Here is a 20,518-nt window from a genome sequence, read left to right as displayed (position 1 = left end):
GCCCGAGTACCCCCGGGCTAGGCTGCGCGGGTTCGCCGGAACCCGAAGCCCCGGGCCCGACTGCCCGCCCCCGCACGCCGGTTGACGCGGTCCGCGGTCCCGGCGCGGAACGAGGAGCGCAGACCCATGGTGACCACGGGCGGCCCGTCCCAGAGCCCCGACCCGGCCCGACTGCTGGCCGACCACCGTCCGCGGGGCCCGGTGGAGACCGCCGACCACGAGCGCGCCCGCCGCCTCCTCGGCGTCGCCGAAGCCTGGAACAGGGGCACCTTCCCGCTGCACTTCACCGCCTCCGCGCTGATCGTCCACCCGCCCACCCGCCGCGTCCTGCTGCGCTGGCACGTCCGCCAGCAGGCCTGGCTGCACGTCGGCGGCCACGGCGACCCGGGCGAGACCCTCCCGCTGGACATCGCCCTGCGCGAGGGTCTGGAGGAGACCGGCCTGACGGACCTCGCCCCCTGGCCCGGCCCCGCCCTCGTCCACCTCGCCGTGGTGCCCGTCCCCGCCTCGCCCGCCGAACCCGCCCACGAGCACGCCGACCTGCGCTTCCTGCTGGCCACCGCCACCCCGGAGCAGGCCCGGCCGGAGAACCCGGCGTCCCCGCTGGAGTGGCTCACCGTCGAGGAGGCCAAGCGGCGGACCACCGAGGACAACCTCCGTGAGACCCTCGACCGCGCGGCCCGCCTGCTGCCGTCCGCCTGACCCCCCTTGGAGAGCGACCGGATGCACACCGACCAGACCCTGATCTTCGACGCCGACGACACGCTCTGGGAGAACAACGTCCTCTTCGAGCGGGTCATCGACGGCTTCCTGGACTGGGTCGCCGCCCCGCAGGAGCAGCAGCGCACCCGGGCCCTGCTGAACGAGATCGAGGCCGTCAACTCCGCCACCCTCGGCTACGGCGCCACCGTCTTCCGGCAGAGCCTCGCCGACTGCCTCCAGCGGCTCAACGACCGCACCCCCACGGCCGCCGAGCAGGCCCGGATCGACGACCTGCTCACCCCGCTGACCAGCCGCGACGTCGAACTGATCGCCGGCGTCGCCGACACCCTGGCCGCCCTCGCCGACCGCCACCAGCTGCTCCTGCTCACCAAGGGCGACCAGGGCGAACAACAGCGCAAGGTGACGGCGTCCACCATCGACCACCACTTCCGCGGCGTCCACATCGTCGCCGAGAAGTCGGTCGACACCTACCGGCAGCTCACCGCCGACCTCGGCCTCGACCCGGGCCGGACCTGGATGATCGGCAACTCGCCCAAGTCCGACATCGCCCCCGCCCGCCGGGCCGGCCTGCGCACCGTCTTCATCCCGCACGAGCACACCTGGGTGCTGGAGCACGCGGAACTCGGCCCGGACGAGGCGACGCTGCGGCTCGGGGCCTTCCCCGAGCTGCTGCGCCACTTCTGACGGCCCCTCCGGGCCGTCAGCCCATCATCGCGGCCGCCGGCACCGGCGTCCCGTCCCGGTACAGCCAGGCCCGCTCGGCGGCCGACCAGACGCCGGTCGTCAGCAGGTAGAGCACGGCGGCCACCGGGACCAGCGCCGCGAACAGCACCGACCCGAACGACAGGTACGGCAGCAGTCCCGCCCCCGGCTGCGGGGCGGGCTGCGCCGTCGCCGCTGCTGCTGCGGCCGTGCGCCGGGCCCGGCGGAAGTTGACGACCCCGACCGCCGCCAGCCCGGCGAACAGCACCCCGAACACCGCCCACTGCCCGGCACCCTGCGCGCCCGTGACGTGCAGACCCAGCGGTACCCCGAACAGGGTGTGGTCCAGCAGGTCGTTCGGGGTGGTGAACAGGCGGTACATCACCGAGAAGAACGGGATCTGCACCAGCACCGGCAGGCACCCCGCGAACGGCGACACCTGCTCCTTCCGGTACATCTCGGCCAGCGCCTCCCGCAGCCGCTCCGGGCGGTCCCTGTGCTTCCTCTGCAACGCGGCGACCTTCGGCGCCAGCCGCGCCCTGGCCCGCTCCCCGCGCGCCGCCGCCCGCGCCAGCGGGTGCAGCGCCAAGCGGACGGCGACGGTGAACAGGACGATGGCCAAGGCGGTCGGCACCAGGTGGGCGACGGCGGCGACGACGGCGTGCGCCACGGCGACGGCAGGGTCGAGAACAGCGAGTACGGACATGGTGGAGCGAGCCCTCCGGGGTCTCAGGACATGAGTGATCGGCGGAGGACGGCCACGGGGAACGCCTGGAAGAACGTCCGGCAGGAACGATCGGAAGAACGCCTGGAAGGACGTCGGACGGAACTACGCGGCCGCCGGGGCCGCTCCCGGCGCCCTGGGGCGTCGCCTGCCCCGGGCGTCCGGATCACGCTGCGGAAGGAACGCCGTACCGAACGCCCGGCGCCGCAGCACCCCGCTGCGCACCGCCGCCGGCGCCCGCGCCCCCAGGAGCCGCGCCCCGGCCAGCGCCCCGGCGACCGCCCCGGCCACCAGTGCCACGGCCGCGACGGCGGCCACCGACGCCAGCGTCCCGCTGTCGGCCACCAGCTCCCCGGTCAGCACCCGGAGCAGGCCCAGCAGCATCGCCACAACGGCCACGACGCGCTCCCCCTCCCGGTGTCCCATCGGCTTCCTGACGTACCAGCAGGACGATCCTACGAGCCCCCGGGTTCCCGCCTGTGTCGGGGACGTCCCCCACGGTGTCCCCCTGGCGCCCCCACCTGGTCCCGCCCGATTCCGTTCGTACCCGAAGGCCCCCTCCTCGGAGCGGCGAAAAGCGGCCGTCCGGGGTGTAGCCGACGGGGCTACACGGGGCTACCGTGGAGAGGTGAAGACGATTACCCAGCGGGAGTTCCGGAACAACTCCGCCGCCGTGATGGACGCGGTGGAGGCGGGGGAGACGTTCCACATCACCAGGAACGGGGTCGAGGTCGCGGAGCTGCGGCCGGTGCCCGGGCGTCGGCGGCTCACGGCGGAGGAGCTGGTGGCCCGGCACGTGAAGCTGCCGCGCGTGGACTACCAGCAGATGCGCAAGGAGGCCGAGGAGGACTTCGGCCCCGAGGAGCTGGTGGGCGACGACGGCGACGACCCGTTCGAGCGGCGGCGTGGCTGAGCGCCGCAGAGCACCCCGGCGGCGGCCGGCCGGGGTGCTGGACACCTGCGTCTACATCGACCTGGCGCTGCTCAGCCCCTCCGACCTGCCGGCCGTGCCCGAGCTGACCGCGATCACCTTCGCCGAACTGCAGCAGGGCGTGTCGATGGCCCGCGACCCGGCCAGCCGGGCCGCCCGGCTGGAGGTGCTGGGCGCGGCGATGGCGGACTTCGACCCGCTGCCCTTCGACGCGGCCGCCGCCGCCCGCTACGGGACGCTGGTCACCCTCACCATCGCCGCCGGACGGCAGCCGCGCCCGCGCCGGATCGACCTGATGATCGCCGCGGTCGCCTCGGCCCGCGGGCTGCCGCTGTACACCCGCAACGTGGCGGACTTCCGGGGGCTGGGCTCCGCGGTGGAGGTCATCGGGGTGTGAGGTCCGGGCGGGGGCGATGGTCGGGGGGTCCCGAGGGCCGGGCGGGAGCGGCGGTCAGGAGGCCCCGAGGGCGGCGGCCCCGTCCCGCTCGACCCGGTCGGCCAGGGCGGCCGCGGCCTTCAGGGCCTCCGCCCGGTTCCGGGTGCGCAGCAGGACGGTGTTGCCCCCGCGCTTGCCCCGGTCGCCGCCCGCCTTGGCGGCGACGGCCCAGCGCGGTCGGCGGAGCAGGGCGAGGACCAGCCAGCGGAGTCCGAAGTTCAGCCCCAGGACGGCGGCGATGGGGACGAGCAGGAGGACCCCCTCGCCGCCGGCTTCGCCGCCGACGTGCCGCATGGGGTCGTAGGCGTGCAGGGGCCTGTGCGTGGCCCCGAGGCGGCCGAGCCACACCACCGCGATCCGTACGGGGCGGCGGTCGGGCCCGGTCACGTCGACGTAGCCGATCGACCCGTCCCGCTCGCCGCGGGCCCAGGCCGTCCGCTCCCTCGTGGTCGACAGGCTCTCCTGGAGCTCGCGGTCCTCGGCCTCCCGGGCCTTCCGGCGCTGCTCGAACTCCTCCGACCAGGCCTTCTCGCGCTTCTTCTGCTCGGTGGACCACGCCTGTTCGCGCTCACGCCGCTCGTCGGCGGTGACCCGCCGTTCCCCCCGGTTGCTCATGGCGGCCATCGTAGGAGGCTAGGTCAAGGGAGGGTAAAGCGGGCCGCACGGCCGTCAGCCCGGGCGGACCGCCGTCCCGGTGGCGGCGGAGGTGCGGGCGGCCTCCAGGACGGCCAGGGCGGCCACCGCGTCGCGCGGGTCGACCGGGGGCGGGGTGCCCGGGGTGGCCAGGGCGGCGGCGATGCCCGCGTAGAAGGCGGGGTAGTCGCCCGGGTCGGTCGGCAGCCGGATCGCCGACTCGTCGGTGCCGAGGGTGCCGTAGTGCGCGGGCTGGTCGGCGCCCCAGGGGCGGGTGCCGTCCGGGCGCAGGCCCGCCCGCAGGTCGGCCTCCTGCGGGTCCATGCCGGACTTGACGTAGCCGGCGGTGTCGCCGAGCACCCGCAGCCGGGGGCCGATCAGCGGGGTGATGGCGCTGGTCCACAGGTGCGAGCGGGTGCCGCTGGTGTGGGTGAGGGCGAGGAAGGCGTCGTCGTCCACCACCGCGCCGTCGCGCCGCACGTCGATCTCCGCGTACACCGTCTCGACCGGCCCGAACAGGGTGAGCGCCTGGTCGACGAGGTGGCTGCCCAGGTCGTACAGGGTGCCGCCGACCTCGGCCGGGTCGGCCAGCTCCCGCCAGCCCGGCTTGGGCTTGGGGCGGAAGCGCTCGAAGCGGGACTCGAAGCGGTGCACCCGGCCGAGCGCGCCGCCGCGCACCAGCCGGCTCGCGGTGAGGAAGTCGCCGTCCCAGCGCCGGTTGTGGAAGACCGAGAGCAGCACGCCCTGCTCCTCGGCGAGCCGGCACAGCTCCAGCGCCTGGGCGGCGGTGCCGGCCAGCGGCTTGTCCACCACGGTGGCCAGGCCGGCCCGCAGGGCGGCGCGGGCGAGCGGGGCGTGGGTGCGGTTGGGCGAGGCGATGACGACCAGGTCCAGCGCGTCCGGGTCGGCGAGCAGCTGCTCGGGCGTGTCCACGGCGCGGGCACCGGGGTGCTCGCGCGCCAGCTGGGCGCGCCGGTCGGGGTTGGCGGTGACCACGGCGTCCAGCCGCAGCCCCGGCGTGGTGGCGATCAGCGGCGCGTGGAACGCGGAGCCGGCCAGGCCGTAGCCGATCAGGCCGACGCGGAACGGACCGGGAGTCGTCTGCGGGTTCATGCGCCCACTCAATCACGAGGCGCCCGGTTGCTCCCGGTTTCGGCGGACGGGACGGCGGGCCCGCCGCCGCGCCCTCGTACGGGTGAGGCTGCCGCCGCGGCCCGGAGCGCGGTGATACGTGTACGCGGCGATACGTGCACGTATCACCCCACGGACTGCGACGGAGGATCACATGGCCGCCAACGGCTGGACCGACGACCTGCTCGACCGGATGCGCACCGTCGGCGACCCGCTCGGGGACGCCGCCATCGCCGAGACGTACGAGCTCGGACAGCAGGACCAGGTACGGCAGACCCTGCTCGGCTTCGGCCGCAACAGCGACGCCGTCCCGGCCGGGCTGCCGCCCAGGCTCCAGGCGTACTTCGAGGAGTCCGCCGTCCTGCCGTCCTGGGCGGACCGGGCGCAGATGGCGCGCGGCCACGAGCTGCTCGGCCGCTACCAGCCGCTGATCGCCTCGATCCTGCTCTGCGGCTCGCTCCCGCTCTGCTACACCTGCGGCAACGGCGCCGAGGTGCTCGTCCGCTCCCAGCGCCTGACCTCCGGGGTGTACCGGCGCCTGATGGAGACCTCGCAGTTCGTCGTCGACGTCCTCGACAACGACGGCCTGGGGCCGGGCGGCCGCGGACTCCGGTCGGCCCAGAAGGTCCGCCTGCTGCACGCCACCATGCGCTACCACGTCTCCCAGCTGGGCGACTGGGACGCCGCCGCCCTGGGGGTGCCGGTCAACCAGGAGGACCTGGCCGGCACGCTGATGAGCTTCTCGGTGCTGATCCCGCTCGGCCTCGCCGAACTGGGCGTCGACCTGCTGCCCGAGGACCGGGAAGCCTACTTCCACATCTGGCGGGTGGTCGGCCACGTCCTGGGCGTCGACGAGCAGCTCAACCCGGCCAAGTTCGGCGACGGCGCGGCCCTGAAGGACGCCATCATCCGCCACCAGCAGCGGCCCTCGGAAGCCGGACGGGTGCTGACGAAGGGCGTCCTGGACTTCATCCGGGAGGTGCTGCCGGTCCCGTCGGGAGCGGGCCCCACCCTGATCCGGCGCCTGATCGGCGACAGGTCCGCCGACGTCATCGCGGTGCCCCCGGCGGACAGCCTCACCAAGCTCGGGCTGAGCGCCGCCGCCCTGCCGAACTTCGGGTACGGCAGGACGGGCGACACCCTGCCGCCGCTCGCCGAACTGGCGAGCCAACTGGGGCTGCTGGTCTTCAAGGAGGGGCTGCTGCTCACCAACAAGGGCCGCCGCCGGGAGTGGCAGGTCCCGACCGGCCTGACCGACTCGTCGTCCTGACCGGGGCGCCACCGTACGGTCACCGGGCCCGGCCCGTACGGTCACCGGGCTCGGCCCGTGCGGCTACCGGCCCCGGGGCGTGCGGCCACCGGCCGGACGGGGGCCGCGCGGTGGCGGTGCGGGCGACTACGCTGGTCGGAGTTGGGGCAGCCTGTGGCGCCCGACCGGCCGAGGGTGTCCGGTCTGGGCATGTGCGAGAACGTTCAGACCTGTGCAAGACCGAGGAGACACCTACGTGGCAGAGCGCAAGCCCATCGAGTCCTGGCTGACCGACATGGACGGGGTCCTCATCCACGAGGGCACGCCGATCCCCGGGGCGGAGGAGTTCCTGCGCAAGCTGCGGGAGTCCGGCAAGCCCTTCCTGGTCCTCACCAACAACTCCATCTACACCCCGCGCGACCTCAGCGCCCGGCTGGCCGGCATGGGCCTGGAGGTGCCGGAGGAGTGCATCTGGACCTCCGCCCTGGCGACGGCCAAGTTCCTCGCGGGCCAGCGCCCCGGGGGCACCGCGTACGTGATCGGCGAGGCCGGCCTCACCACCGCGCTGTACCAGGCCGGTTACGTGCTGACCGACAACAACCCCGACTACGTGGTGCTCGGCGAGACCCGCACCTACTCCTTCGAGGCGCTCACCAAGGCGATCCGCCTGATCAACCAGGGCGCCCGGTTCATCTGCACCAACCCGGACGAGACCGGCCCCTCCACCGAGGGCGTGCTGCCGGCCACCGGCTCGGTCGCGGCCTTGATCACCAAGGCGACCGGGGTCGAGCCGTACTTCGTCGGCAAGCCCAACCCGCTGATGATGCGCGAGGCGCTGAACACCGCCGGCGCCCACTCCGAGACGGCGGTGATGATCGGCGACCGGATGGACACCGACATCGTCGCGGGCATGGAGGCCGGCATGGAGACCATCCTGGTGCTCACCGGCCTGACCTCCGCCTCCGACGTGGAGCGCTTCCCGTACCGGCCGACCCGCGTGGTCCAGTCGATCGCGGACCTGGTCGAGCTGGTCTGACGTCCGCGTTCTCCCCCCGCGTTCTCGTCGTGGGCCCCGTTCCGGCAGGTCGCCGGGGCGGGGCCGCTCCGTGCCCGGGGTGCGGGGCCGCCTGGTGCCCGCGGGGAGGCGGCCGTTGTCGGTGGGGCTGTGTAGCGTTCGGGGTGAAAGAGGGCGTGCGGCGCAACAGCCGCGGTGTGGGAGGTAGATGTCGTGACGGACACGGTCGAGGCGGGCGTGGTCGAGGCCGGCGAGGGCGGCGGGCTGGAACTGCCCGAGTCCTGGCGCGGGGTGCTGGGCGCCGAGACGGAGAAGCCGTACTTCGCCGAGCTGGCGGCCTTCGTGGCGGCCCAGCGCGCGGAGCACGAGGTGTTCCCGCCGAGCGGCCAGGAGTTCGCCGCACTGGAGGCCACCCCGTACGACAAGGTCCGGGTGCTCGTGCTCGGCCAGGACCCGTACCACGACAACGGCCAGGCCCACGGCATGAGCTTCTCGGTGCTGCCGGGCACCAAGACGCCGCCGTCGCTGCGCAACATCTTCAAGGAGCTGGACGCCGACCTGGGCGTCCCCGCCCCGGACAACGGCTACCTGATGCACTGGGCCGAGCAGGGCGTGCTGCTGCTCAACGCGGTGCTCACGGTCCGCGCGCACGAGGCCAACTCGCACAAGGCGAAGGGCTGGGAGAAGTTCACCGACGCGGTGATCAAGGCGGTGAGCGACCGCGACGAGCCGGTGGTCTTCGTGCTGTGGGGCAACTACGCGAAGAAGAAGCTGCCGCTGATCGACACCGCCAAGCACGTGGTGGTGCAGGGTGCGCACCCGTCGCCGCTGTCGGCGAAGCTGTTCTTCGGCAGCCGTCCGTTCTCGCAGATCAACGCCGCGCTGGACTCCTTCGGCGCCGAGGCGATCGACTGGCAGGTGCCGAACCTGAAGGAGGCCTGAGCCTCCGCCCGGAGCGCCCGCGGGCGCTCCGGGGTACCGGTCGGCGGGCGCCGGCAGCCGGTGGTGGCCGTGGTTCGGACGGGTTCGATGTCCCGTCCGCCCACGGCCACTTGGCGTTCACCACCGGTGGCCGTCGGCCGGTGCCGGGTGTGCTTAGCTGGTGCCGACCGGTCGCCGGACCGGGGCCGGGGAGGGGCGGTACGTGCACGGGCTGGGGCGGACAGGGACGTTGCGGGGCGCCGTCGGGGCGCTGCTGGCCGGGGTGGTGCTGGCGGCCGGGTCCGGCTGCACCGGTTCGGACGGCGGGAAGCCGGGAGCCGGGTCCGTGTCCTCCGCCGCCGGGGCGGGCGCGGGGGCGGGTGCCGGTGCGGGCTTCGCCCAACTGCCCGGGCAGGCCTTCTACGTCTCCGACCGCACCAACGCCGCCCAGCAGGTGACCGCGCTGCGCGGCCAGGGCCGGACGGCGGAGGCCGACGCGCTGCTGCGGATCGCCGGCCAGCCCTCCTCGCAGTGGCTCGGCGAGCAGGGCGCCCAGACGATCGCCGAGCAGGTGAGCCGACGGGCCGCCGAGGCCGGCCGCACGGCGGTCTTCGTCGCGTACGACATCCCGCACCGCGACTGCGGCCAGTACTCGGCCGGCGGCGCCCCCGACGCGGCCGCCTACCGGGCCTGGATCACCGGCGTCGCCCAGGCCCTCGGCGACCGCAGGGCCTGGGTGGTGCTGGAACCGGACGCCGTCGCGCACACCCTGGACACCTGCGGGATCAAGGGCGACCTGGCCGCCGAGCGGTACGGCCTGCTGGCCTTCGCCGTCCAGGAGTTGAAGAAGAACCCCAACGCGCGGGTCTACCTGGACGCGGGCAACCCCGGCTGGGCACAGGACCCGGAGGAGATGGCCACCGCCCTGCGCAAGTCGGGCATCGCGGCGGCCGACGGCTTCGCCGTGAACGTCGCCAACTTCTACGACACCGAACGGAACGCGGCCTACGGCGCCAGGCTCTCCGCGGCCCTCGGCGGGAAGAACTACGTCATCGACACCAGCCGCAGCGGCAACGGGGCGCTGGGCGGCGCCGCCTGGTGCAACCCGCCCGGGCGCGCGCTCGGCGAGCGGCCGACCACCGAGACCGGCCGGCCCGGGGTGGACGCCTACCTGTGGATCAAGAACCCGGGGGAGTCGGACGGCGACTGCGGCCGGGGCGAGCCCCGGGCGGGCGAGTTCTGGCTGCCGTACGCGCTCGGGCTGGCGCAGGCGGCGCGCTGAGGCCGCCTGCGCCTGACCTCGGGCCCTGCGCGTCGTGCGGTTCACACGGCGCGCGGTCTACGCGGTGATCTGGATCCAGCGGGCGACCGACGGGGTGCCGGCGGCGTCCGTCAGGAACAGCATGTACCAGCCCGGCGGCAGCAGGTTGGGATTGCCGGGCAGGGTGAGCGAGACGCCGTCCGCCGTCCGTCCGGCGACGTCCAGGGCCACCGAGCGCTGCTCGACGTCCGTCACGTGGGTGACCGAACTCGGCCGGATCAGCTTGGCGGTGGCCACCGCCTCCGGGCGCGCCGTCCCGACGGCGAGGGTGCCGCCGAGCCGGGCCGCCTGCGGAACGGCGCCGACCTCCGGACGGTCGCCGTGGTACAGGTACGGCGGGGTGTAGATCTCGATGCGCTGCTCGAAGCCGCCCGGCTGGGTCTCGGCCTTGTCCGCGAAGAGCGGGTTGGAGCCCAGCACGGCCACCCGTCCGTCCGGCAGCAGCAGCGCCTCGGAGTGGTAGTTGCGGCCGACGGTCGGCTCGGCGGCGGTGGTGAAGCCGTTGGTGTCCGGGTGGTACACCTGCGCCTTGAGCAGGTCGCTGTCGCCGCGGCCGCGGTAGCCGCTGGAGCCGCCGGTGGTGAAGACGGTGTCGTCCGGCAGGATCACGCTGTTGAGGTAGCGGGTGCCGCCGGCCGGCAGGTCCGGGCCCGGGGTGAAGGCGGGAGCGGCGGAGGAGAGGTCCGCGATGTCGGTGCGGGCCGTGGACAGCGGCGACTCCCCGACACCGCCGCCGCCGAGCACCATCACCTTCTGCGCCTGCGCGGGCGGCAGCAGCACCGAGGAGGAGGTCTCGGCGAGGCCGGGGTCGCGCAGGCCGGGGACGGGCTGGAAGGCCCCGCTCGACAGGTCCCACACGCCCGGCTCGCGGCCCTTGTCGCCGGGGCCGTAGCCGCCGTTGGAGCCGGAGTAGAAGAGCTTGCCGGAGGCGGTCAGGAAGACCGCCGGGTAGGTCGGGAAGTAGTGGTCGGGGCCCTTGGACCAGGACTTGGTCCTCGGGTCGTAGATCTCGTTGTCGTTGCCGCTGAGGATCTCCCCGGTGTCGTCCAGCCCGGAGACGGTGACCACCCGGCCGTCGCCCAGCCCGGTCAGCGTCGGGTACCAGCGGGCGTGGGCCATGTCGGTGACCGGCTCGTACAGCTCGGTGTCCGGGTTGAACTCGAAGGCGGAGCGGATGCCCTGGTACTCCTGCTTGTCCAGGGTCAGCTTCTCGCTCTGCCCGTACAGGTTGTGGGCGTCGGTGCCGCTCAGGCCCTTGATCCGGTACTGGGCGGGGGAGTCGGAGACGAAGTCCTGGCCCGGGCCGACCGCCTCCACGTACACGTGCTGCTCACCGGCGGTGACCACGGTCTGCTTGCCGGAGCCGGTCTTGGTCGCGGCCGGGACCGTCGCGGCGGCGGTGCTGGCGTACTCGTGGCCGTTCGGGGAGACGAAGACGGTGCCCTTGGGGAAGGTCCGGTCGCGCTCCGGGCTCTCGTTGCGCACCCGCATGATGCCGGCGGCCTTCTTCACGGCGCCGGCCAGCTTCTCGTAGCGCTGGGTGCCGCCGGCCACCAGGACGCGGCCGTCCGGCAGCGAGGTGTGGCCGCCGCAGAACATGTCGGCCGGGGTGGGGACCAGCTTGTAGGTGTTCCGGGCCGGGTCCCAGAGCAGGCTCTTGAAGGTGCCCGCGTTGAACTGCTTCTCGTCGTTGCCGGAACCGGCCACGATCAGGACCTTGCCCGTGCGCAGCACGGTCGCGTGCACGGCGTTGACCCGGAACTCGGTGGGCAGCGACAGGGTCTGCCAGTGGCCGTACTGCGCCTTGTACTCGGGGCGGTTGATCACGTAGTGGTGGTACTGCTGGGAGGCGAAGCCGAGGACGGCCGGCGCGTTCATCCCGGCCACGGTCAGCGCGACGGTGCTGCCGAGGGCGAGGCGCTTGGTGCGGCCGGCCTTGTGGATCTTCACGGTGGGTGCTCCCCTCGGGAGGCGGTCGGGGGCTCTGGTCGGTGGGCGGCTCTGTTCGGTGGGTGGTGCTGGTCGGCGGGGCGGCTCTGGTCGGTGGGTGGTGCTGGTCAGGCGGCGGTGCTGGTCAGTGGGAGGGTGCCGGTCAGTGGGAGGGTCTGCCGCTGTCGGCGTGGTCGGGTGAGGTTCGTCCGGGTCGGGGGGCGGGAGGTGCGGGCTGCGCCGGTCCGGCGGTCCGGGCGGCTCGGGGGTCGCGGGCGTGGCGCGGGCGGCGCTTCTCCAGGACGACCTGCGGGGCCGCCGTCGGGTCGCCGGTGACGGTGAGGGTGGCGGTGGGGCGGGTCCGGCGGCGGCGTACGGCGTCGCCGGCGCTGATCAGGACCGGCAGGAGGGTGAGCAGCAGGGCGATCCAGGCCCAGGTGCGCATCGCGACGTGGTCGTAGCCGGTGACGTAGGAGGCGGCGATCGCGCCGCCGAACACCAGCGTCCAGAACAGGTGGAAGCGGAAGGTGCCGAGCCGGTCGGTGCTGGCCGAACTGCCCTTGGGCGTCACCACGAAGCGGCTGCGGCGGCGGACCAGCGCCTGGAGCAGCGAGGCCGCGTAGACCGGACCGCAGAGCGCCGACATCACCATGCCCGCGACCCCGGAGGAGCCGGCCGGCTCGTGCGGGCTCACGTTGTGCTTGCGGTTCCAGGTGTAGAGCAGGAGCTGGAGCGCGGCGGCGTCGCTGTAGAGCATCATCCAGATCTCCGAGGAGACGTGCACGCCGGAGGCGCCGAAGCCCAGGTAGAGCACGCTGGACAGGCCGCCGAGCAGCCAGGTGAGCGCCGCCATCGGGTAGAAGCCCACCATCAGCGAGTAGTTGAGCAGTCGGCCGGGCGACAGCCGCCACAGCACCCGCCAGTACTGGGTGAACAGGGTCTCGTAGGTGCCGCGGCTCCAGCGCAGTTGCTGGGAGAAGAAGTCGGTCCAGGAGGACGGGCCTTCGCCGACCGCGAGCACGTCCGGGGTGTACACGGACTTCCAGCGTTCTCCGGTCTCCGGGTTCCGGCTCCGGTGGAACTCCAGACCGGTCGCCATGTCCTCGGTGATGGAGTCGTACAACCCGCCGATCGACTGGAGCGCGCTGATTCTGACGGCGTTGTTGGTGCCCACGAACATGGGCGCGCCGTAACGGTTTCCGGCGCGTTGGATGAGGGCGTGGAAGAGGTACTGCTGGCTCTCGGAGAATTTGGTGACGGCCGATCCCGAGCTGCGGTAGTTCCCGTACACCTGGGGGCCGACCACGAATGCCACGTCGGGGTCGCGGAAGTAGCCGAGCATCCGCTCGCAGAAGTCCGGCAGCGGAACGTGGTCGGTGTCCACGGACACCCAGAACTCGTAGTCGTCGCCGTGGGCCTGGAGCCAGGCGTTGTAGTTGCCGTGCTTGGTCCCGGCGCGGAACCGGCCCTTCGGCCGGTTCCAGTGCGGCCGGCCGGCGCGGGTGAAGTGGCGCACGCCCAGCTCGGCGCAGAGCTCCCGCATTGCAGGATCGTTTCCCTCGTCCAACAACCAGACGTCGTACGGTCCGTTGTGCCGGACGGCCCGCGCCGCCGTCAGCGTGGCCCGGACCATCTCCGGCGGCTCCTTGCCCGGCACGCAGGTGGTGAGGAAGGCGACCCGGGTGCCGGGCTCCGGCGTCACCGGGACCGGGTCGCGGGCGACCAGCGTGGCGTGGGTGTTGGAGACGACGTTGACCAGCCGGAACACCTCGACGACGGCGATGATGCCGATCATCACCTTGTCGCCGAGCAGCACCAGGGAGTTCGTCTCGTCCAGCCGCTCGGGCCAGTGCTCCGGCAGCAGCAGCCAGACCAGCAGCACCGCCTCCACCACGGGGGCGGCCATCAGCAGCAGCGCGGCGCGGATCCGGTGCGGCTCGCGGCGCAGCAGGCTGCGGTACCGGACGCGGTAGGGGGCCGCGGGGGGCGGCTCGTACGGGGCGGCTGTCGGGGCGGGGCCGTACGGGGTGGGGCTGTATGCGGTGGGGTCGTGCGGTCCGCCGGGGGAGGGCGGGTGCGGTGCGACCGGTTCGGGCCAGTAGACGCCGCCGCCGAGGTCGTCGTCCTCGTCCGGGTCGTACGCCGGGCCCGCGAGACGGCTGAAGTGGCCGTAGTCGTAAGGGGCTTCGGGTATGGGAAGGGCGCGCAGGGCGGCCTCGTCCAACTCCCCGGCACCTCGCCCGTGGGCCGTTCCGACGCCCTTGCGTCGTGAGAACGGCGGCGTGGTCATAGCTGCTCCCCCCGGAGTTCGCGCCTTGCGCGGCTCGCTCGGTTCACTCGGCTCGCTCGGCTCTTGCGTGGGTCTGCCTCGACTCGGAGCCGTCCGGGTGGAACAGGGTGGAACCGGCCGGAATCAGCTGGAAACAGCTGGGAACAGCCGGAACCGGCTGGAACGAGACCCGGCGAACTGCGGTTCTCGGGCAGTTCCCGGGCCGTCCGGCAGATTCGGCGTGTGCGACCGGTTCGGTTGTGCGTCGGTACGGCGGCCTCGAATCCGGGATCCCGATGCACTTTCCAGCTTCCCCTCCGGGTACGTCGGGATCCTTGGCCGCCTCAACTCTCCCTGAGCGCAACGGTGATCGCAACCAGTCCGGGAGATCGCCGTCGCCCAGGCATGAAGATGCCACGGTTTCCGGCCGATCCGGCGGGCGTTGGTGCTAATGCGGTGAATTCGCTCCGGCCCGGGCGATCCGCGGAACTCGGCTGCGGTGGAGGGCTGTTGCGGAGTTGCCCGTGGAGCCGTTCGCGGGGTCGCTGTCGTGTGCCGGCGGGGGCAGCGGAACGGCCGGACCGCCCCTCGGGGCGATCCGGCCGTCCGTACGGGGCCGGGCTGGTCAGGCAGGCTGGTCGGCCGGGCTGGTCAGAGCGGGGGCAGCAGGGGCGCGCCGGTCGCGGCCTGGACCTCGGCGAAGTCCACGCCCGGCGCCGTCTCCACCACCCGCAGCCCCTCCGGGGTCACGTCGACCACCGCGAGGTCGGTGACGATTCGGTCCACAACTCCCCGGCCGGTCGCGGGAAGTGACAGCCACTCGACGATCTTCGGCGAGCCGTCCCGGGCGGTGTGCTCCATCACCACGATCAGCCGACGGGCCCCGTGCACCAGGTCCATCGCGCCGCCCATGCCCTTGACCATCTTGCCGGGGATCATCCAGTTGGCGAGGTCCCCGGCGGCCGACACCTGCATCGCGCCGAGCACCGAGACGTCGATCCGCCCGGCCCGGATCATGCCGAAGGAGAAGGCGGAGTCGAAGTACGAGGCGCCGGCGGCGACCGTCACCGTCTCCTTCCCGGCGTTGATCAGGTCGGCGTGCTCGGCGCCCTCCTCCGGGTACGGGCCGACGCCGAGGATGCCGTTCTCCGAGTGGAGCACCACCTCGACGCCCGGCGGGAGGTGGTTGGGGATCAGGGTCGGCAGACCGATGCCCAGGTTCACGTACTGGCCGTCGCGCAACTCGCGGGCGGCGCGGGCGGCCAGGGCGTTGCGGGGGTCGAGAGCGGTGGCGGCGGCGGGGGCGGCAGGGGTGCCGAGGGCGGTGGCGGCGGTGGTGGTGGCGCGGACTGCGGTCTCGGTGGGCATCGGCTCAGGCCTCCTGGAGTGCGGGGCGGACGGTCCGGCGCTCGATGCGGCGGTCCTCGGGGTCGGCGGCCACCACCCGGTCGACGTACACCCCGGGCAGGTGCACCGCGTCCGGAGGGAGCTCGCCCGGTTCGACGATCCGGTCCGCCTCGACCAGGGTGATCCGGCCCGCCGCCGCGCAGAGCGGGTTGAAGTTCCGGGCGGCGGCGTGGAACACGCAGTTGCCGTGCCGGTCCGCCACCTCGGCCCGGACCAGCGCGAAGTCCGCCGTGATCGCCTCCTCCAGCAGGTAGCGACGGCCGCCGAACTCCCGGACCTCCTTCGGCGGGGAGGCCAGGGCCACCGAGCCGTCGGCCGCGTAGCGCCAGGGCAGCCCGCCCTCCTCGACCTGGGTGCCGACCCCGGCCGGGGTGAAGAACGCCGGGATGCCGGCGCCGCCCGCCCGGAGCCGCTCGGCCAGCGTGCCCTGCGGGGTCAGCTCCACCTCCAGCTCGCCGGAGAGGTACTGCCGGGCGAACTCCTTGTTCTCCCCGACGTACGAGGAAGTCATCCGGGCGATCCGGCCCGCCCGCAGCAGCAGGCCCAGCCCCCAGTCGTCCACCCCGCAGTTGTTCGAGACCACCCGCAGTCCGGTGGCGCCGGAGTCCACCAGGGCGCCGATCAGCGTGCTGGGGATGCCGCAGAGGCCGAAGCCGCCGATGGCCAGCACCGCGCCGTCGGGAACGTCCCCGACGGCGTCGGCGGGGGAGTCCAGGACCTTGTCCAAGGGGTCACCTCGTGAGGGAGTGGGCGGAGGGGGTGGAAGAGGAAGGGGCGGAGCGCGGCCGGGGTGGTGCAGCGGACGGGGCAGGTGGGACGGGCAGGTGGGACGGGCTTGTGGGAGGGGCGGCCGGCGGGCTCGGCCGCCGCGCGGAGCCCGTGGCCGTACCAGGCCGGGCTGGGGTCCTGCCTGGGCCGGACCGGGGTCGGGCACGCCGCTGGGGTTGGCTGCCGTCGGACGGGCTCCGCGCCCCTCCACCGTCACCGGGCAGGGGTGGGCGCAGCCATGGCGGCCACCCCTATGGGTGGGCGCTGAGCCGTGTCGGCGGGCCACACCCGGGCGCCCGGGGGACGGCGGCGGGCCGACGGTATGTCGACCGGAGCCACATCCCGACCGGCTGATACGTCGACCGGCCACATGTCGCCGTTCCCACCGCACACCTACGGTTCCCGCATCCACCCGCCGCACTTCAGGAGTCGGTCACCATGCGCAGCTCGACAAACCCCTCCAGGACCGCCTCCGGCGTTCGCCTGGGCGACTCCCTGACCGGCGGCCCGGCCCGGAAGCTCGCCGCCCTCGCGGCCTGCGTCCTGCTGGCCTCGGGCTGCGCCAAGGCCGGCACGGCCGGGACGACCGCGGCGGACGGTGGATCGAAGGGCCCGATCAAGGTCGGCCTGGTGTACTCCAAGACCGGGCCGCTGGCCGCCTACGGCAAGCAGTACCTGGAGGGCTTCAAGGCCGGCCTGAGCTACGCGACCAAGGGCACCGGCGCGGTCGACGGGCACAAGATCGAGTTCGAGGAGCAGGACGACGCCGGCGACCCGGCCAAGGCGGTGTCCGCCGCCAAGGACCTGATCGGCAAGGGCTACAAGGTGCTGGCCGGTTCCACCGCCTCCGGTGTGGCCCTCCAGATCGGTCCGATCGCCGCCCAGAACAAGGTGCTCTTCATCAGCGGCCCGGCCGCCGCCGACAAGGCCACCGGTCTGAACAAGTACACCTTCCGTTCCGGCCGCCAGTCCTACCAGGACATCAAGACCGCGGCCTCGTTCATCGGTGACGCCAAGGGCAAGAAGGTCACCGTGCTCGCCCAGGACAACGCCTTCGGCCAGGCCAACGTGGCCGCCGTGAAGGCACTGCTCGGCGCCGAGGGCGCGACGGTCGACCAGGTGCTCGCCCCGCCGAGCGCCACCGACCTCACCCCCTTCGCCACCCAGGCCAAGACCGCCAAGCCCGACCTGCTGTTCGTCGCCTGGGCCGGCGACACCGCCTCGGCCCTGTGGACGGCGCTCAACCAGCAGGACGTGTTCGCCGACACCAAGGTCGTGACCGGCCTCGACCTGGCCGCCTCCTACCCGCTGTTCGGCCCGGCCGCCGAGAAGATCTCCTTCCTGAACCACTACTTCGACGGCGCCGCCGGCACCCCGGTGGAGAAGGCCATGACCGATGCCGTCACCGCTGCCGGAGGGAAGACGGACATCTTCACCCCGGACGGCTTCACCGCCGCCCAGATGATCGTGCACGCCGTCGAGTCCAACCACGGCTCCGCCGACGACACCTCGGCCCTGGTCAAGGCCCTGGAGGGCTGGAGCTTCGACGGGGTGAAGGGGAAGACCACGGTCCGCGCCGAGGACCACGCCCTGCTCCAGCCGATGTTCCAGGTGCGGCTGACCGGCAGCGGTGCCGCCGCCAAGCCCTCGGTGGAGAAGACCCTGACCGCGGACGAGGCTGCACCCCCGGTCACCCCGATGGCGGGCTGATCCCGATGCCCGCCCGCACCACGTCGACTCCTTCCGCCTCCTCGGCTGCCTCCGCCGCGTCCACCTCGTCCGCGCGGTCCTCCGTGTCCTCCTCTCCGGTGCTGCGTCTGGACGGGCTCGGCTGGGCCGTCCGCGGCGTGCCGATCGTCGAGGACGTCTCCTTCTCGGTCGGCGAAGGCGAGTTCATCGCCTTCATCGGGCCCAACGGCGCCGGCAAGACCTCCCTCTTCAACCTGATCTCGGGCATCTACCCGGCGACCCACGGCAGCCTCCACCTCGACGGCGCGGACATCACCGCCGAGACGGTGCACGCCAGGGCCCGCCGCGGGCTCGGCCGCACCTTCCAGACCTCCTCGCTCTGGCCGGGGATGACCGTCGCCGACCACGTCCGCCTGGCCGCTCAGGCGGCAGCCGGACCGGGTGCCTCGTACCGGCTCTGGCGCCGCGCCGACCGCTACGAGCAGCAGCTGGCCGACACCCTGGAACGCACCGATCTCACCCACCGCGCGGACACCCTGGCCAGTGCGCTCTCGCACGGGGAGAAGCGCAAGCTGGAGCTGGCCGTCCTGCTGGTCTCGGAGCCCCGGCTGATCCTGCTGGACGAGCCGATGGCCGGAGTCAGCGCGGAGGAGGTGCCCGCCCTCACCGAGCTGATCCGTTCCGTGCACCGTGACCTGGGCCGGACCGTCCTGATGGTCGAGCACCACATGGACGTCCTGCTCGGCCTCGCCGACCGGCTCGCGGTGATGCACCACGGCACGCTGCTCGCCCTGGACACCCCCGAGGCCGTGATGGCCGACCCGACCGTGCAACAGGCCTACCTGGGTGAGGCGTTGTGACCTCCTCTCCGTTCTCCGCTCAGCGCCCCGCTCCTTCGGCGCACTCCGCCTCCTCTCCGTCGTCCGCGTCCTCGCCGTCGTCCGCTGCCGAACCCCTCCTCTCCGTCCGCGATCTGCGGGTGGTCATCGACGGGCTGCACATCCTGCACGGCGTCGACTTCGACGTGGCCCCCGTCGGGGTGACCGCGCTCCTCGGCCGCAACGGCGCCGGGAAGACCACCACCGTCAAGGCCGTCATGGGCCTGGTGCCGCGCACCGGAAGCATCCGGCTCTCCGGCTCCGAACTCTCCTCCCTTCCCACGCATCTGGTCGTTCGTCATGGCATCGGCTACGCGCCCGAGGACCGGGGGATCTTCGCCGGCCTCACGGTCGCCGAGAACCTCCGCCTCGCCGAGCGCGCTGCCGGGAGCGGGAGCGGGAGCGGGAGTGGGAGTGGCGGCGAGGCCGGTGAGCCCAACTACGCACTCGTCCACGAGCTCTTCCCCGAACTCAAGCAGCGGGCCGGGCAATTGGCCGGGACGCTCTCCGGCGGCCAGCAGCAGATGGTGGCGATCGGCCGGACGCTGCTCAACCGCAACCGGTTGATCATCGCCGACGAGCCCACCAAGGGCCTGGCCCCGAAGATCGTCGCCGAGGTGGCCGAGGTGCTGGCGCGTGCGGCCGAGGCCGTGCCCGTCCTCCTGGTCGAGCAGAACCTCGCCCTCGTCCGCCGGCTGGCCGGCACCTGCGCCGTCCTGGCCGACGGCCGTACCGCCCACCGCGGAGACACCGCCGAGCTGTTGGCCGACGAGGAGGCCGCCCGCCGCCTGCTCGGCGTCGGCTCCCGTCACCCGCTCGCCGGCGGGCCCCGGCCCGCCGCCGCCCCGGCCGCCCCGGCCGCCCCTGTCGTCACCGCCGAGGTGAAGCCCTGATGGACACTGTCGTCCTCCTTTTCTGTACCGGACTCGGTCTCGGTGCGCTGTACTTCCTGGTCGCCTCCGGTCTGTCGCTGATCTTCGGTCTGATGGACGTGCTCAACTTCGCGCACGGCGCCCTGCTCTCGATCGGCGCCTACGCCACCTGGTGGGCCGGTGCCGAGGCTGGTCTCTCCTTCTGGCTCGCGGTGCCGTTCGGCACCCTGGTCGGAACGGCCGCCGCCGTCCTGCTGGAGCTCTTCCTGATCCGGCCGCTCTACAGCCGGCCGCGCGACCAGATCCTTGCCACCGTCGGGGTCGGGCTCGCCGTACCCGCCCTGCTGATGGGGATCTGGGGCGCGGACTCCCGCCCCTTCCCGCAGCCGGAGCTGCTGTCCGGCACCTGGCACGTGCTCGGGGCGACCGTCCCGGTCAACCGCTTCGTGCTGGTGGCCGCCGCCGCCCTGCTGCTGCTCGCTCTTCGGTTGTTCCTCGCCCGCACCCGCTACGGGCTGATCGTCCGGGCCGGCGTCGAGGACCGGGCGATGGTCACGGCGCTCGGCATCGACGTCCGGAAGGCGTTCACCCTCGTCTTCGCCCTCGGCGGGGCGGCCGCCGCCCTCGGTGGCGCCCTCGGCGGCCTCTACTTCGGTTCGGTCAATCCCGGCCAGGGGACCGGCCTGCTCATCTTCGCCTTCGTCGTCGTGGTGATGGGCGGCATGGGCTCCGTGACCGGAGCCGCCGTCGCCTCGGTGGGCGTCGGCCTCGTCCAGCAGTTCGCCAACTACTACACCGGCGCCGGGCTCGGCGACCTCTCGGTCGTCGTCCTGCTCGCCGTGCTGCTTCTCGTCCGACCCCGTGGACTCACCGGGAGGCTCGCGTGAGCGCCGAAACACCGATCACGAGCACCGGTGGCC

20 protein-coding genes are annotated in these 20,518 nt (G+C 73.3%); 12 read left to right on the top strand and 8 right to left on the bottom strand.

The window, feature by feature from the left end:
* Window positions 1-126: 126 nt before the first annotated feature.
* Complete coding sequence (locus ACWDD9_RS24455) at window positions 127-702, top strand: NUDIX hydrolase (protein ID WP_449812652.1); 576 nt, start codon at window positions 127-129, stop codon at window positions 700-702.
* Between the two features lie 21 nt (window positions 703-723).
* On the top strand, window positions 724-1,407 hold the full coding sequence (locus ACWDD9_RS24450; protein WP_049649704.1) for an HAD family hydrolase: 684 nt from the start codon (window positions 724-726) through the stop codon (window positions 1,405-1,407).
* 16 nt (window positions 1,408-1,423) lie between these two features.
* Here the strand turns inward: ACWDD9_RS24450 and ACWDD9_RS24445 are convergent, their stop codons facing one another.
* Together ACWDD9_RS24445 and ACWDD9_RS24440 are read right to left on the bottom strand one after the other, a co-directional pair.
* Window positions 1,424-2,131, bottom strand: a complete 708-nt coding sequence (locus ACWDD9_RS24445) for a YidC/Oxa1 family membrane protein insertase (protein WP_117487926.1) — start codon at window positions 2,129-2,131, stop codon at window positions 1,424-1,426.
* Between the two features lie 123 nt (window positions 2,132-2,254).
* Window positions 2,255-2,548, bottom strand: coding sequence for a DUF6412 domain-containing protein (locus ACWDD9_RS24440; protein ID WP_234348221.1), 294 nt, complete (start codon window positions 2,546-2,548; stop codon window positions 2,255-2,257).
* Window positions 2,549-2,777: 229 nt separating this feature from the next.
* Here ACWDD9_RS24440 and ACWDD9_RS24435 point away from each other — a divergent pair, with 229 nt between their 5' ends.
* Together ACWDD9_RS24435 and ACWDD9_RS24430 are read left to right on the top strand one after the other, a co-directional pair.
* Entirely contained in the window at window positions 2,778-3,062 is a 285-nt protein-coding gene (locus ACWDD9_RS24435) for a type II toxin-antitoxin system Phd/YefM family antitoxin (protein WP_049649701.1), read from the top strand.
* Entirely contained in the window at window positions 3,055-3,477 is a 423-nt protein-coding gene (locus ACWDD9_RS24430) for a PIN domain-containing protein (RefSeq protein ID WP_449812651.1), read from the top strand. Before ACWDD9_RS24435 ends, ACWDD9_RS24430 begins: the two co-directional genes overlap by 8 nt.
* A gap of 54 nt (window positions 3,478-3,531) precedes the next feature.
* On the opposite strand, the gene ACWDD9_RS24425 is transcribed toward ACWDD9_RS24430, so the two are convergent.
* Window positions 3,532-4,131, bottom strand: coding sequence for a hypothetical protein (locus ACWDD9_RS24425; protein WP_117487924.1), 600 nt, complete (start codon window positions 4,129-4,131; stop codon window positions 3,532-3,534).
* 54 nt (window positions 4,132-4,185) lie between these two features.
* Window positions 4,186-5,262, bottom strand: coding sequence for a Gfo/Idh/MocA family oxidoreductase (locus ACWDD9_RS24420; RefSeq protein ID WP_049649698.1), 1,077 nt, complete (start codon window positions 5,260-5,262; stop codon window positions 4,186-4,188).
* Between the two features lie 172 nt (window positions 5,263-5,434).
* Between ACWDD9_RS24420 and ACWDD9_RS24415 the strand changes: the two genes are divergently transcribed.
* The 4 genes from ACWDD9_RS24415 (at window position 5,435) to ACWDD9_RS24400 (ending at window position 9,747) form a co-directional block, all read left to right on the top strand.
* Window positions 5,435-6,550 carry an oxygenase MpaB family protein gene (locus tag ACWDD9_RS24415; RefSeq protein WP_449812650.1) on the top strand — a complete coding sequence of 372 codons (1,116 nt, stop codon included), beginning with the start codon at window positions 5,435-5,437 and terminating at the stop codon, window positions 6,548-6,550.
* A 235-nt stretch (window positions 6,551-6,785) separates the two neighbouring features.
* The gene (locus ACWDD9_RS24410) at window positions 6,786-7,565 is read left to right on the top strand and encodes an HAD-IIA family hydrolase (RefSeq protein ID WP_049649696.1); all 780 of its coding nucleotides are present in this window, start codon (window positions 6,786-6,788) and stop codon (window positions 7,563-7,565) included.
* 192 nt (window positions 7,566-7,757) lie between these two features.
* Entirely contained in the window at window positions 7,758-8,486 is a 729-nt protein-coding gene (locus ACWDD9_RS24405; RefSeq protein ID WP_234348220.1) for a uracil-DNA glycosylase, read from the top strand.
* Between the two features lie 160 nt (window positions 8,487-8,646).
* Complete coding sequence (locus ACWDD9_RS24400; RefSeq protein WP_387827468.1) at window positions 8,647-9,747, top strand: glycoside hydrolase family 6 protein; 1,101 nt, start codon at window positions 8,647-8,649, stop codon at window positions 9,745-9,747.
* Between the two features lie 57 nt (window positions 9,748-9,804).
* Here the strand turns inward: ACWDD9_RS24400 and ACWDD9_RS24395 are convergent, their stop codons facing one another.
* The 4 genes from ACWDD9_RS24395 to ACWDD9_RS24380 form a co-directional block, all read right to left on the bottom strand.
* Entirely contained in the window at window positions 9,805-11,736 is a 1,932-nt protein-coding gene (locus tag ACWDD9_RS24395; protein WP_449812649.1) for a galactose oxidase-like domain-containing protein, read from the bottom strand.
* Window positions 11,737-11,878: 142 nt separating this feature from the next.
* A complete protein-coding gene (locus ACWDD9_RS24390; RefSeq protein ID WP_449812648.1) occupies window positions 11,879-14,005 on the bottom strand; it encodes a glycosyltransferase family 2 protein in 2,127 nt (708 codons plus the stop codon).
* 630 nt (window positions 14,006-14,635) lie between these two features.
* Window positions 14,636-15,352 carry a 3-oxoacid CoA-transferase subunit B gene (locus tag ACWDD9_RS24385; RefSeq protein ID WP_449812647.1) on the bottom strand — a complete coding sequence of 239 codons (717 nt, stop codon included), beginning with the start codon at window positions 15,350-15,352 and terminating at the stop codon, window positions 14,636-14,638.
* 4 nt (window positions 15,353-15,356) lie between these two features.
* On the bottom strand, window positions 15,357-16,118 hold the full coding sequence (locus tag ACWDD9_RS24380; protein ID WP_449812646.1) for a CoA transferase subunit A: 762 nt from the start codon (window positions 16,116-16,118) through the stop codon (window positions 15,357-15,359).
* A gap of 479 nt (window positions 16,119-16,597) precedes the next feature.
* On the opposite strand from ACWDD9_RS24380, the gene ACWDD9_RS24375 reads away from it, so the two are divergent.
* The 4 genes from ACWDD9_RS24375 to ACWDD9_RS24360 all read left to right on the top strand — a co-directional run bounded on the left by ACWDD9_RS24375 (window position 16,598) and on the right by ACWDD9_RS24360 (window position 20,485).
* Complete coding sequence (locus ACWDD9_RS24375) at window positions 16,598-17,869, top strand: substrate-binding domain-containing protein (RefSeq protein WP_449812645.1); 1,272 nt, start codon at window positions 16,598-16,600, stop codon at window positions 17,867-17,869.
* A gap of 98 nt (window positions 17,870-17,967) precedes the next feature.
* Complete coding sequence (locus tag ACWDD9_RS24370; RefSeq protein WP_074005091.1) at window positions 17,968-18,708, top strand: ABC transporter ATP-binding protein; 741 nt, start codon at window positions 17,968-17,970, stop codon at window positions 18,706-18,708.
* A 113-nt stretch (window positions 18,709-18,821) separates the two neighbouring features.
* Window positions 18,822-19,619: an ABC transporter ATP-binding protein gene (locus tag ACWDD9_RS24365; protein WP_449812692.1), complete on the top strand. Its 798-nt coding sequence runs from the start codon at window positions 18,822-18,824 to the stop codon at window positions 19,617-19,619.
* Window positions 19,619-20,485 (top strand): branched-chain amino acid ABC transporter permease, encoded by an 867-nt coding sequence (locus ACWDD9_RS24360; protein WP_074005092.1) that lies wholly within the window; start codon window positions 19,619-19,621, stop codon window positions 20,483-20,485. Before ACWDD9_RS24365 ends, ACWDD9_RS24360 begins: the two co-directional genes overlap by 1 nt.
* Window positions 20,486-20,518: the final 33 nt, after the last annotated feature.

The sequence above is a fragment of the Kitasatospora sp. NPDC001119 genome, from assembly GCF_053598475.1.
The sequence above is the reverse complement of the archived record's forward strand: the minus strand, read 5'-3'. Positions and strand labels throughout refer to the sequence as shown.